This is a genomic window from Amycolatopsis sp. FDAARGOS 1241, from assembly GCF_016889705.1.
GTDB lineage: Bacteria > Actinomycetota > Actinomycetes > Mycobacteriales > Pseudonocardiaceae > Amycolatopsis.
On sequence record NZ_CP069526.1, the window covers coordinates 6,264,906 to 6,277,421 of the forward strand.

The following is a 12,516-nucleotide window of genomic DNA, read 5'->3' on the forward strand; positions in this document are numbered from 1 at the left end:
GAAGCGCCGGACGCGTGCTGAGCGAGCGCTTAGAATGGGCCGACGGTCCACGCCCGCGGAGCCTGGGCCCGCAGATCTGGGAGGATCGCCGGATGACGACTTCGCTCTCGGCCGAGCTGTGGCCCGACGTGCAGCCCGAAACCGCGCGCCGGCTCATGCTCGCCGGTGTGGAGTCCTTTGCGAAGCGCGGCTACCACGCCACGACCACGCGCGACATCGCGGGCGCCGCGGGCATGAGCCCGGCCGCGCTGTACGTGCACTTCCCCTCGAAGGCGGCGCTGCTGTTCGCGATCAGCCGCAGCGGGCACGAGCAGACGCTCGCCCTGGTCGAGAACGTGGTCGCCAACGTCGAGGACCCCGTGGACCGCATCCGGCTCGTCGTCGAGGACTTCGTCGCCTGGCACGCCCGGCGGCACACGGTGGCGCGCGTCGTGCAGTACGAGCTCAACGCCCTGCCGGAGAAGGAGTTCGAAATCGTCACGGAACTGCGCCGCCGCATCGAGCGCATCGTCCGCGACGTCATCTCCGCCGGCGCCGCCTCCGGCGCCTTCACCGTCACCGACCCCCACACGGCCGCCCGCGCGGTGCTCTCGCTGGGCGTCGACGTGGCCCGCTGGTACAGCGAACGCACCCGCCAGACCCCCTCCGCGCTGGGGAAGGAGTACAGCGAACTGGTGCTTCGCATGCTCGGCGCGCGCTCATCCTGACCGCTCAGCCTGACCGCGTCAGCCGGTCCCGGTGCGGCTGTTTTCGGAACCCGCAGCACCGGCCGATCAGCGTCACGGCGCCCACGGACCGTTCTCGGGCGTCTCGCGCGCCCGTCAGGGCACACCGTGGTGCGTGGCCCGAGGTGTCCGGCGAGCAGACTGCCCTCTCGCTGGGGCGGCTTCTGACGAAAAGCCGATTCCCCCGGCTTCGCCCGGATCCGTCGGACGCCGATGACGAACTCATCCTCGACAACGAACGTCCGCTACCGGTGCGGCGAGCCCGGCACGCTCGGCGCGCCCACCGCCTGACCGCTCAACCGCTCGCGGCCGCCGCCGCGGTGAAGCGGTCCGCGATGCGCGCCAGGCGGTCCAGCAGGCCGGGCGGTGGGTCCTCGACGACGAAGTCGTAGTCCCACTGCGCGAGGTAGAAGGGGACCGTCTCGAGCTGGTGGGAGCCGGTGCGCAGGCGGCACGTGTGCTCGTCCACGGGTTCCACCACGCCGACCGTCGGGGGCACCCGGGCGGCGAGGACGTCGGCGGGCACGGAGACGCGCAGGGTGAGCTGGTGGGCGTACGGCGCGGCCGAGATCTGGCGCGACACGTACGCGGCCAGGTCGTCCGCGGGTGGTTCGCGCGGGGTGAAGCGGAAGCCCGGCCGCGGGACGCCGCCGATGCGGTCGACGCGGAACGTGCGCCAGGCTTCGCGGCCGAGGTCGTACGCGACGAGGTACCACCGGCGCCCGGTGCAGACCAGGCGCAGGGGCTCGACGTCGCGGTCGGTGACCGTGCCGGTGTGGTTCGCGTAGCTGAAACGCAGCCGCTCGTGGTCGCGGCAAGCGGCGGCGGCGACGGTCAGCGCCTCCGCGTCGACGACCGGTCCCCCGCCGCCGAGTTGCAACATCGCGGAGCCGACAGCGCTCACGCGGTGCCGCAGCCGCGCCGGCAACACCTGTTCGAGCTTGGCCAGGGCTCGCACGGACGTCTCCTCGAGGCCCGACACCGTGCCGTTCGCGGCGGTGCGCAGGCCGACGGCGACGGCCACGGCCTCGTCGTCGTCCAGCAGCAATGGCGGCAGCGCGGCCCCGGCGCCGAGCCGGTAACCACCGGCGACGCCCGGGGTCGCGTGCACCGGGTACCCGAGGCCGCGCAGGCGCTCGACGTCGCGGCGGACCGTGCGGACGTCGACGCCGAGACGATCGGCCAGGTCGGGACCCGGCCAGTCGCGGCGGGCCTGCAGCAGGGACAGCAGGCGCAGCAGCCGCTCCGAGGTTCCGTACATGCGCCTCACTGTGCCAGACCTCGCGGACAGAATCGGTCCTCGATCCGCGAGAACTTGCCAGCGGCCGCCCCGGCCGGTGAAGTGGGCGCATGCAGATCGATCCGCACGCGTTGCTCGCCGTGGCCCGCGAGGAGGCCGAACTGGGGAAGGCCGAGGGCGGGGTGCCGATCGGCGCCGCGCTCTTCGACCGCGACGGCACCCTGCTCGGCCGCGGCCACAACCGCCGCGTGCAGGACGGCGACCCGTCGCTGCACGCCGAGACCACGGCGTTCCGCAACGCCGGGCGGCGCCCGCACTACCGCGACACGATCATGGTCACCACGCTCTCGCCGTGCTGGTACTGCAGTGGGCTCGTGCGCCAGTTCGGCATCCCGCACGTGATCATCGGCGAGGCGGAGACGTTCGGCGGCGGCCACGGCTGGCTCGCGGAGCACGGTGTGCGGATCGAACTGCTCGACGACCCCGCGTGCACCGCGCTGATGAAGGAGTTCATCGCCACGCGTCCGCAGCTGTGGTTCGAGGACATCGGCGTTCCGTCCACTTCGGACTGACTCACTCCGGGCAGACGGTCCGGTTGCGCCCCGCGGCTTTCGCGCGCCGCACCGCCATCGAGGCCACCCCGAAGACCACGGCGAGCGTGTCCCCGTCGACCGGCCGCGCGGCGACGCCCACGGACACCGTGGCCCACGCGAACTGCGGGCTGCCGTACGGCGCTTTCACCGCGACCGCCGTCGAAGCGACCCGCAGGCGGATGCGCTCCGCGATCGCCAGCGCGTCGAACCGGCTGGTGCCGGGCAGCAGCACGGCGAACTCGCCACCACCCGAGCGGCCGACGAGGTCGGCCGAGCGGACTTCGGCGCGCAGGGCGCCGGCGATCGCGCGCAGCACCGCGTCGCCGATGGAGCGGCCGTGGTGGTCGTTGACGTCGCCGAAGCGGTCGAGATCGAGCACCAGCACGGAAAACACCGGCGCCGCGAGAACGCCGGCGCGCGCGGCGTCCCAACAGGCGGACGCGGTGAGCGCACCGGTCATCGCGTCGGCCGGCGACCCGGCTTTTGCCGTGACCGCGGCACTCCCGCGGTACAGCACCACGAGCGCCGCCGCGAGCAGCGGCACGATGAGCGGCGAGTCGACGACGGCCCACGCGAGCGCGATGCCCAGCGCGGCCATCGCGACGTCGAACAGCACAGCCGAGCGGCCGACGCGGTAGCCCCGGACAGCACCGGTGAGCACCGCGTCCGCGCCGGCGAAGACGAGCGCGGCCACCATGAGCAGGCCCATGAGCCGCAGGTCACCGAGCGAACCCGGGTGCTCAGGCACGGTCGCGGCGAGGAAGGCCCCGGCGAGCAGCACGGCGAGCGCCGTCGCGGCGACCTCGAACACCTGCCGGTACGGCGGCCGGCGCCGCACGCGCAGCCACCCGTGCGCGCCCGACACCACTGCGAGCACGACAGCGGGCACCGGCGGCAGCACCACCGCGCCCGCGAACACCCACGGCGTGCCGAAACCCGGGCCGAGCAAGGTCTCCCCGCGTTCCCGTTCCGCTGACCGGCACAGTTCCGCGCACACCAGCAAGCCCGCCCCGAGCACCGCGAACCCCGTGACACCCGTCAGCGGACGCGGCAGCAGCACGGCCACGAGCACGGTCGCCCCGAGCGCGAGCACGTCCACGCACAGCACGAAAGCCAGCAGCGCGCGGGTCCGCACCCGCCACAGCGCCCAGTTCGCGACGACGCCGGACGACCGGCGCCGCGGACCCCCTCCGGCCGTCGCCGGATCCCCGACCATTTCGGCAAAATAGCCGGTTCCGCGCTTCGTCGGCACCACCTTAAGTGGGCAGGTATTTCGGACTCGGCGGTCCGGGCGGATGGGTCGCGGAACCGGTGACGGTGATCACCGGCACCAGCGCGATCAGGCCGGGCCCGCGTCGGAAAACCGGCCGCCTGAAGCCGATCGGGGCTTCGCACCTTCGAGAAAGAGGAGCTTCCATGAAGACCATTCGCCGTGTCGTGGCCGCCGGAGCGATCGCCCTGCCGCTGACCCTCGGGGCCGCCGGCATCGCGTCCGCGGACACCTACGGCAGCGCGAACGTGGCCGCGGGACCCGATGGCGTGAGCACGAGCAGCACGCACGCCGCCACGGGTGGCCGAGGCGGTGGCTACGCGTCCGACCAGCAGGAGAACACCACCGCCGGGCCGGACGGGGTGAGCAACGACCACACCACCGCCGGGACCGACGGCAACGGCGGCGCAAGCTTCGAGCAGGGCCAGAACTGGGCCGGCCCGGACGGCGCCGGCTCGAGCACCACGAGCACCGGCACCTCGGGCCACCACCACGAGAACGGCGTGCTGGGCGACCTCCTGGGCCTCTGATCCGGGCACCGGCGGTGGCCGGCCGAGAGATCCGGCCGGCCACCGCCGCGCTGTCCCCCTCCCGGTGGGCGCCGGCAACCCCGGCGACCACCGCCGTGCGGTCCCAGCAAGTGTGCGGCCGGCAGGATCACCCTCCGCTCGACGCGGGCGATTGCGCGAGGGCCTTCGCCCGGCGGCCCGTCGCGCCTTCACCCCGCCGATCCAGGTGGCGGGAGCCAAGATCCCCAAGCCGGCACGGTATTCCCACTCACCGGGAACCCGCGAATTCACCGCTGCGACACCCGGCGGCCCGGATCGCGTCACGGATGCCCTGTCTACTAGGCGCTCCTTCCACCGTGACCAGACTGCGGGGTTAACTCGATGAGACGTGTTGTGGCCGGCCTCGGCGGGGTAGCACTGGCGTTGTCCGGGCTGTTCGCCCTCCCGGCGGACGCCCACTCCGGCAACGCCGATGCCCTCACCACCAAGACCGCGTACGAGCCGCAGGGCACCCTGAACTCGTACGAGCGGCTGCCGTCGTCGTTCCGCCCGGTGTTCACCGAGAACGTCTCCCGCCACGGCGCGCGGACCCTCTCCGACAGCGACGACGGCGACGCCTTGCTGGCGCTGTGGAACGAGGCGAAGTCCGAGGGCGCGCTCACGGGCGTCGGCAGGCAGCTCGGGCCGGACGTGCGGACGCTGCTCGCCGCCAACGCCCACGACGGGTACGGCCTGCTCACGCAGGAAGGCCGCGACGAGATGCGGACGACCGCGCAGCGCATGGTGCGCCGCCTGCCGTCGCTGTTCGCCGACGCGGCCACCGGCACCACGCCGAAGATCGACGTCGTCGCGTCGAGCCAGCAGCGCACGGTGGACAGCGCGAACGAGTTCGCGGCGGGCCTCAAGGCGGCGCAGCCCGGCCTGCAGGTCACGCCGACCCGAACCGACGACACGTTGCTGTACTTCCACAAGTCCAACGTCGAGTACAACGACTACGTCGACAACGACCCGCGCGTCGCCGCCGCCGAGAAGGCCGCGACCGACCAGCCGCGCACCCACGCCGTCGCGCAGTCGGTGCTGGAGCGCAGCTTCTCGAAGAAGTTCGTCGACGAGGTCGTGGCCGGCAAGCACGCGGAGTTCAAGGACGAGATCGCGGCCGCCGACGCGGTGTACGCGCTGGACCAGGTGACCGCCGACCTGGCCGGCGAAGGCCAGTGGCACTTCGACCGCTACCTCACGCCCGACGAGGCCGCATGGTTCGGCTACCTCGACGACGTGACGTCGTTCTACGAGAACGGCCCCGCCTTCTCCGGCGGCGACATCACGTACAAGATGGCCGGCGGCCTGCTCGACGACCTGTTCGCGCAGCTGGACGCCAAGCGCGCCGGCACCACCACGCGCGACGCCGAACTCCGCTTCACGCACGCCGAGGAGATCTTCCCGCTGGCGACGCTGCTCGGCCTGCCGGGCAGCACCCGGCAGCAGCCGGTGTCGACGCTCTACACCTACGCGAACAACCCGTTCCGCGGCGCCCGCGTGGCCCCGATGGCGGCCAACATCCAGTGGGACCTCTACAGCGACGGCCACACGTACCTCGTGCGCATGCTCTACAACGAAAAGCAGACTGCCTTCAAGTCCTCGTGCATCCCGGTGCACCCCGGCAGCTACTTCTACCCGCTGGACGAACTCGAGCGCTGCTACGGCCGCGCCTGACCTGGCGCCGACAGCCCGGAAACCGGGGCCGGCCTGATTTCTCGGGCCAGCCCTTCGGTTTCCGCCCGCGCTGCCGCGACAACCAGCCCGCGGCACGTCCCGGCCGCACCCACCACGCCAGACCTGGAACACCAGCCCGATCGCCGCCCCGCTCGCTACGCCGCACCCTGCATACGACACCGCAGCGCGAAACCCAGACTGCCAACGCCAACCAACCCGGCGGCGCGTCCCAGCCGCACCCACCACGCCAACCCAACCAGCCGCCGCGTCGCCAATCCGATCGACCGCGCCACACCCCGCAAACGAACACCGCAGCAACAAAACCCAAGCTGTCAGCGACAACCAGCCCGCAGCGCGTCCCAGCCGCACCCACGACACCAAGCCGAACCAGCCGCCCGGTCGCCGCTCCGATTGACCACGCCACACCCCGCAAACGAACACCGCAGCGCGAAACCCAGACTGCCAACGCCAACCAACCCGGCGGCGCGTCCCAGCCGCACCCACCACGCCAACCCAACCAGCCACCGCGTCGCCGCTCCGATCGACCACGCCACACCCCGCAAACGAACACCGCGGCAACAAAACCCAAGCTGTCAGCGACAACCAGCCCGCAGCGCGTCCCAGCCGCACCCACGACACCAAGCCGAACCAGCCGCCCGGTCGCCGCTCCGACCGCGCCACACCACACGCGAGAGCGGGACCGTCCGCGAAGTTCCGCGAACTCCGCTCCACCGACCGAAACCGCTCTGCGGCAGCCAACCCGCCCAGCTGTGCCACCAGCTCGACGAGCGCTCTGGCGGGACCACGCCGCACCACAAGCGAGCACCACCGTGCGAAGCCCGCCGCGAAGTTGCGCTCACCGCGCCGCCTCGAAGGCCCGCCGTTCCCGCTGACCGGGCCGCGACGCGCGTGTGAGCGCCGGCGGAGCGGATCTCTTCTCGCGGCACGGCCCCCTCGCCGCGCCGGCGAGATCACCGCGCCGTTTTCCTTGCCACGCCGGGTTTCCCGCCGCAGCAACCCGTTTCCGGGCGCCACGAAAGAACCCCGGGCCGCACCCATGATCGTCACGGCCCGACGTTGCCACCACCGACTTTCGGTGGTTTTTTTCCTCCCGCGACCAGACCTTGACACTGACCAATGGTCTAGTCCATTGTGGCGGGCACACATCCCCACCGAGCGCCCCTTCGCGTTGATCCCGCCGCATCAAGCATCGGAGGTGCTCCACACCAGCACGTTTCAGCGTGTTTCCTGGAGGACCCATGAAATCCCTGCGTCGCATGGCCACGCTCGCGCTCGCCGCGGGCGCGGCGCTGGCCACGACCATCAGCCTCGCCCCGACGGCGCTCGCCGCGCCGGACCCCGTGGTCGCGTCGCCGTACCTGTACCAGTGGGGCGGCCAGACCGACCCCGCCGCCGCGATGCACGCCACCGACGTCAAGGCGTTCACGCTCGCGTTCATGCTGTCCGACGGCGGCTGCAACCCGAAGTGGGACGGCAACCGCGACCTCACCGGCTCCGACTCCGCCCTGATCCAGAAGATCCGTTCGGCCGGCGGCGACGTGATCCCGTCTTTCGGCGGCTGGTCCGGCACGAAACTCGGGCCGAACTGCAGCACGCCGGAAGACCTGTCGGGCGCGTACCAGAAGGTGATCGACGCCTACCAGCTCAAGGCGATCGACCTCGACATCGAGAACACCGACGAATTCGAGAACGCGACGGTGCAGGACCGCATCCTGAACGCCGTCAAGATCACGAAGCAGAAGAACCCGGGCGTGCGCGTGGTCATCACCATGGGCACGAGCCCGCAGGGCCCGACCGAATGGGGCAGCCGCCTCATCACCCAGGCGAAGGCGATCGGCGCGAACGTCGACGTCTGGTCGGTCATGCCCTTCGACTTCTCCGCCGGCGGCGACATGGCCGCGATGACGAAGTCGGCGGTCGACGGCCTCGAGAACCAGCTCAAGTCCGCGTTCGGCTGGAGCGACGACGAGGCGTACCGCCACAGTGGTCTCTCGTCGATGAACGGCAAGACCGACAACGCCGGCGAGACCGTCACAGTCGACAACTTCACGTCGATCCGCGACTACGCCACCCGCCACCACCTCGGCCGCTTCACGTTCTGGGCCGCCAACCGCGACTGCGGCGGCGGCGGCGAGTGCAGCGGTATCGACCAGGAGAAGTACGCGTTCACCAAGGTCGTGGCCGGCTACCGGGGCTGACGCACCGACGACCCGGCGGGGACCCCGCACCACGGGGTCCCCGTCCTTCGCCGAGATAGTAGCCATGGACATTATGTCCATGTACTGTATTCGGCGTGCGCCTCACCACCCCGACCACCGGGCACCTGGTCTGGCGGCTCTCGCTGAAGTGGCGGGCGGCCGTCGACCGGACCGTGAAACCGCTCGGGCTCACCCAGGCCCAGTACTCGCTCCTCGCGACGCTCACCGGCCTCGTGCGGCGCGGGGTCCGGCCGAGCCAGCGCGAACTGGCCGACCACATGGGACTCGAGCCGCTGCACGTGTCGAAGCTGGCGCGGGCGCTCGAACAGGCCGGCCTGCTCACCCGTCCCCCGGACCCGGACGACCCGCGCGCCGTGCGGCTCGACCTCACCGAGCGGGGACACGAGGTGATCACCGAGGCCATCAAGCTCGTGCGCGACCTGCACGAGGACCTGACCGCGAACATCGGCGGCCCGCGCAGCGACGGGACCCGCCGGTTTCGCGCCACCCTGCAGACCCTGCTGGGTGACCAGCCCACCGGAGGAGAAGAAGCCATGACCACAGCCAGACCCGTCGGCGGCCGCGATCTCAACCTCGCCGCCGCGGCGGCGCGTTCCCTGCTCACGACCCTGCTGGACCGCGAAGGCCTGGACTTCACCGACTACGTCGTCCTGCGCACGGTCGCCGACCAGTCCCGCAGCGCGGACGCGCTGATCTCGGCGATCACCGCGTCGGCCATCGCCTCCCCGGACACCGCGCGCTCGGTGATCACCAAGCTCACCGAAGCGGGCCACCTCACCGCCGACGGCGGTCTCGTCGACGTCACGCCCGGCACTCGCGAGCTGGTCGAACGCCTGACCACGGACTCCACCCGAGCCGGCGACCAGCTGTTCGCGGGCATCGCCCCGGAAGACCTCGACGCGGCGAAGCGCGTGCTCGACACGATCACGGCTCGCGCCGCGGAAGTCCGCGCCACGCTGTGACCTGCCCAGGACCCGCCGGCGCTTGACCTTGACACCGTGACAAGGTCTTCACTGAGGTGCAGGAGGTGGTTCCCATCAACTCGCCACACCGCACCTCACCGGACCCGCGCCTGGTCGACGCGCTGGGCGCCGGGAACTCGTCGACGCGCCTGCAGGCGGCGCTGAGCGCCGGCACGCAGGCCGACCCCGCGCTGGCCGAGGTGCTCGTGGCCCGGTGCGCGATCGAGCCGGACTTCTTCGTGCGCGACATGCTCACCTGGGCATTGACCCGGCTCCCGGCGGAGCTCACGGTGCCCCGGCTGCTCGGCCAGCTGCGGTCCGACCGCTTTCAGGCCCGCAGCCAGGCGTTGCACACGCTGGCCAAGATCGGGGACGGGAGTGCCTGGCCCGCGATCACGCGGTCGCTGCTGCACGACGCCGACGACGAGGTCGCGCGCAGCGCTTGGCGTGCTGCCGTCGTGCTCGTGCCCGCCGGGCATCGCCGCGAGCTGGCCACCGCGCTGACCGCGCAGCTCGGTCGCGGCGACCGGATCGTGCAGCTGAGTCTCAGCCAGGCCCTCGTCGCCCTCGGCGACGTCATCGAGCCGGTTCTCCGGACGGCACTGGCAAGCGCTGACCCGGCGGTGCGGGCGCACGCCCGCGCCACGGAGCGGCTGCTGCGCGACTCGGACGCCGGTTTCGACCTGGCCGTCGACGAGGCGAACCGGATCGTCGCGCTCGGCCCGGAACGGGTCGGGGGCGCCACGTGCTGATCGGCGAGGTGGCGCGCCGCTCGGGGGTGAGCACCCGCATGCTCAGGCACTACGACTCCCTCGGGCTGGTGCGCCCCACCGGCCGCACCGTGGGCGGGTACCGCGAGTACTCCGAAGAGGACATCCGCCGGATCTTCCACGTCGAGAGCCTGCGGTCACTGGGGTTGTCGCTGCGGCAGATCAGCCGGGCGCTGGCGGATCCCGCGTTCGCACCGGCCTCGCTGGTCGGTGACCTCATCCGGCGGACCGAGGAACGGCTGAAGCGGGAGCAGGAGCTGCTCGACCGGCTGCGTGCGGTCGACGCCTCGGCGCCGTTCGATTGGCGGGGTGTCCTGCGCATCGTGGAGCTCCTGCACGGGCTCGGCTCCCCCGACGCCGCGCGCCGGCAGCAGACCGTCCTGACCCCGGCCGAGGACGCGCCGGTGCCCGCCGAAGTGCTGGCCGAGGCGGTGCTCGCCGAAGCCGATCCGTACGTCGCGGGCGCACTGCGGTGGGCTCTCGCGCGCGCGGGCGCCGACGGCGTGGCGAGCCTGGCGGCCGGCGTGCGCTCAGAGCACGCCGAGATCCGGCGGCGCGCCGTCCGGGCCCTCGCCGAGCTGCCCGGCGACGAGGCGACCGCCGCGCTGGCGGACGCCCTCGGCGACTCCGACCCGGCCGTGCACCGGCACGCCGCACTGGCCCTGGGCGCACGCGGCACGACCACGGCCGTGCCCACGCTCGTCCGCATGATCGTCGAAGGCACGAACGACGTCGAGGCGGCCGAGGTCCTGGGCACGCTCGCCGCGGACCCCGAGCGTACGGATCGGCTCATGAGCGCGCTGGCCGCCGAGCTCGCCGCGCCCACCGCCGACTCCGCGGTGCGGATCCGCCTGGCGCAAGCACTGGCCGAGATGCCGGCAACCAGCGCGCACGGCCTCCTGCGGCAGCTGGCTCACGACGAAGATCGGGCCGTGGCCGCCATCGCCTCGGCCCTCGTGCGAGCCGCGGAGCAACGACCGCAAGGCTGAGCCCAGGGCACGGCGGCCGGCCGGTGAGGGACGGCGACCCGGCGGGTGCACAGCCGCGCCAGGATATCGACGAGCAACACGTCCTGCGGGAACGCATGAGGAGCGGCCCGAGCTGAGCTCGAGGCACCAGATCACCGGCCGGCGCGACCGGTCACAGCCTCGTGGTGCCCGCGGGACGACGGCGGTGCCACCGATCGAGGGTGGATCCCGACCGGCACGCACGCGGCCACCAGCCACTCCACCGCCGGCACCGGGGGTGGCTCAACCACTGCGTGGTCACCGCACCCGCACCCGAACGTACGAGCGAAAGAACTCACCCGGCCGGCAGGCCGAATGGCCGCCTCAAGCGGCGACGGTGATCTCCAGCGCGGCGTGCCCGGCTTCCGTCAGCTCGGCGGCGACGCGGCCGGCGGCAGAGTCGGCGGCCGGGCGGATGAAGCCACCGTGGGCGAGGGCGTGGGCGGTCATCTGGTCGCAGCACGCGAAACCGTCGATGAACAGGTCGGGCTCGCTGCTGGTGGTCATTTCCGCGCGGTGGGCGGCGACCGCCCTGAGCATCGCCATCGCGCGGTGAGTCAGCTCGACTGCAGCGCCTTCTGAACCGGACACCGGTACCGACCTTCTTCCTGATGAAGCCACTTACTCGGAGTCATCGTCCGTTGGGCCGAATGTGTTAACACCCACATCGTATTACTCCGAAGTTGTGATGTTGTGCAGGCCTCGCCGGTTCCGGTGCGTCGCGACCCCACCGCCGCGGATTCACGGCTGGGTGGCACCTCCGTCCACGACGAACTCGGCGCCCGTGGTGTACGTGGCGTCGAACGCGAGGAACGCGGCCGCCCTGGCGATCTCGGCGGCGGTGCCGAACCGCTGCATGGGGTTGTCCCCGGCCCGCTCCGCCTTGTACTGCTCGGCGGCCTCCGCGGTCATGGCCTTCTCCAGAGCTCCCGTGTCGATGGGACCGGGGCTGACCGCGTTGACCCGGATGCCCCGCGGGAGCAGTTCGCGGGAGGCTGCGCGCCAGCGAGCGCAGCGCCGCCTTGCCGGCCGCGTACACGCTGGTGTCCGGCAGGCCCGTGACGTTCGCGACCGAGGTGGTGAGAACGACGCCGGCGCCCGTGCTCAGCAGCGGCGCGAGCTTCTGCACGGTGAACAACGCGCCTTTGACGCTGGTCGCGAACAGCTCGTCGAAGACCTCGCCGGTGGTCGACTCGAAGGGCGTGGTCACCGCGATGCCGGCGTTGACGAACAGGGCCTCGACCGCGCCCAGCTCGCGCTTCACGCGGTCGGCCAGAGCGTCTACGTCGGACAGTTCCGCCACACTTGCCCGTGCGGTCAGGACGTTTGCGCCGAGCCGTTCGCGCGCCGCGTCGAGCGTGGCCTGAGAGCGGCCGGTGATGAGCACGCGGACGCCGTCGTCCGCCAGCAGCTTCGCCGGGGCGAACCCCAAGCCGCTGCCGCCACCCGTGATCACCACGTTCTTGTCGCTGTACTTGCCCATTCCT

Annotated in this window: 11 protein-coding genes and 1 pseudogene; 8 read left to right on the plus strand and 4 right to left on the minus strand. The window is 72.1% G+C overall.

Going from position 1 to position 12,516, the window contains the following annotated elements:
* Positions 1 to 92: 92 nt before the first annotated feature.
* Positions 93 to 707: a TetR/AcrR family transcriptional regulator gene (locus I6J71_RS30670; protein ID WP_204090045.1), complete on the plus strand. Its 615-nt coding sequence runs from the start codon at positions 93 to 95 to the stop codon at positions 705 to 707.
* Between the two features lie 313 nt (positions 708 to 1,020).
* Here the strand turns inward: I6J71_RS30670 and I6J71_RS30675 are convergent, their stop codons facing one another.
* Positions 1,021 to 1,986: a YafY family protein gene (locus tag I6J71_RS30675; protein ID WP_204090046.1), complete on the minus strand. Its 966-nt coding sequence runs from the start codon at positions 1,984 to 1,986 to the stop codon at positions 1,021 to 1,023.
* Positions 1,987 to 2,075: 89 nt separating this feature from the next.
* Between I6J71_RS30675 and I6J71_RS30680 the strand changes: the two genes are divergently transcribed.
* Positions 2,076 to 2,537, plus strand: a complete 462-nt coding sequence (locus I6J71_RS30680) for a nucleoside deaminase (protein WP_204090047.1) — start codon at positions 2,076 to 2,078, stop codon at positions 2,535 to 2,537.
* A gap of 1 nt (position 2,538) precedes the next feature.
* Here I6J71_RS30680 and I6J71_RS30685 read toward each other — a convergent pair whose 3' ends face one another.
* Positions 2,539 to 3,774, minus strand: coding sequence for a diguanylate cyclase (locus tag I6J71_RS30685; RefSeq protein ID WP_204090048.1), 1,236 nt, complete (start codon positions 3,772 to 3,774; stop codon positions 2,539 to 2,541).
* A gap of 200 nt (positions 3,775 to 3,974) precedes the next feature.
* Here I6J71_RS30685 and I6J71_RS30690 point away from each other — a divergent pair, with 200 nt between their 5' ends.
* From I6J71_RS30690 to I6J71_RS30715, 6 genes are all read left to right on the plus strand, one after another.
* Positions 3,975 to 4,358: a hypothetical protein gene (locus I6J71_RS30690; RefSeq protein ID WP_204090049.1), complete on the plus strand. Its 384-nt coding sequence runs from the start codon at positions 3,975 to 3,977 to the stop codon at positions 4,356 to 4,358.
* A gap of 360 nt (positions 4,359 to 4,718) precedes the next feature.
* The gene (locus tag I6J71_RS30695) at positions 4,719 to 6,050 is read left to right on the plus strand and encodes a histidine-type phosphatase (protein WP_204090050.1); all 1,332 of its coding nucleotides are present in this window, start codon (positions 4,719 to 4,721) and stop codon (positions 6,048 to 6,050) included.
* A 1,259-nt stretch (positions 6,051 to 7,309) separates the two neighbouring features.
* The gene (locus tag I6J71_RS30700) at positions 7,310 to 8,269 is read left to right on the plus strand and encodes a chitinase (protein WP_204090051.1); all 960 of its coding nucleotides are present in this window, start codon (positions 7,310 to 7,312) and stop codon (positions 8,267 to 8,269) included.
* A 95-nt stretch (positions 8,270 to 8,364) separates the two neighbouring features.
* Positions 8,365 to 9,252: a MarR family winged helix-turn-helix transcriptional regulator gene (locus I6J71_RS30705; protein ID WP_204090052.1), complete on the plus strand. Its 888-nt coding sequence runs from the start codon at positions 8,365 to 8,367 to the stop codon at positions 9,250 to 9,252.
* Between the two features lie 65 nt (positions 9,253 to 9,317).
* Complete coding sequence (locus I6J71_RS30710; RefSeq protein WP_204090053.1) at positions 9,318 to 10,004, plus strand: HEAT repeat domain-containing protein; 687 nt, start codon at positions 9,318 to 9,320, stop codon at positions 10,002 to 10,004.
* Positions 9,998 to 11,011: a HEAT repeat domain-containing protein gene (locus I6J71_RS30715; RefSeq protein WP_204090054.1), complete on the plus strand. Its 1,014-nt coding sequence runs from the start codon at positions 9,998 to 10,000 to the stop codon at positions 11,009 to 11,011. Before I6J71_RS30710 ends, I6J71_RS30715 begins: the two co-directional genes overlap by 7 nt.
* A gap of 342 nt (positions 11,012 to 11,353) precedes the next feature.
* On the opposite strand, the gene I6J71_RS30720 is transcribed toward I6J71_RS30715, so the two are convergent.
* On the minus strand, positions 11,354 to 11,575 hold the full coding sequence (locus tag I6J71_RS30720) for a hypothetical protein (protein ID WP_204097311.1): 222 nt from the start codon (positions 11,573 to 11,575) through the stop codon (positions 11,354 to 11,356).
* Between the two features lie 195 nt (positions 11,576 to 11,770).
* Positions 11,771 to 12,512, minus strand: a pseudogene (locus I6J71_RS51225) (SDR family oxidoreductase).
* Positions 12,513 to 12,516: the final 4 nt, after the last annotated feature.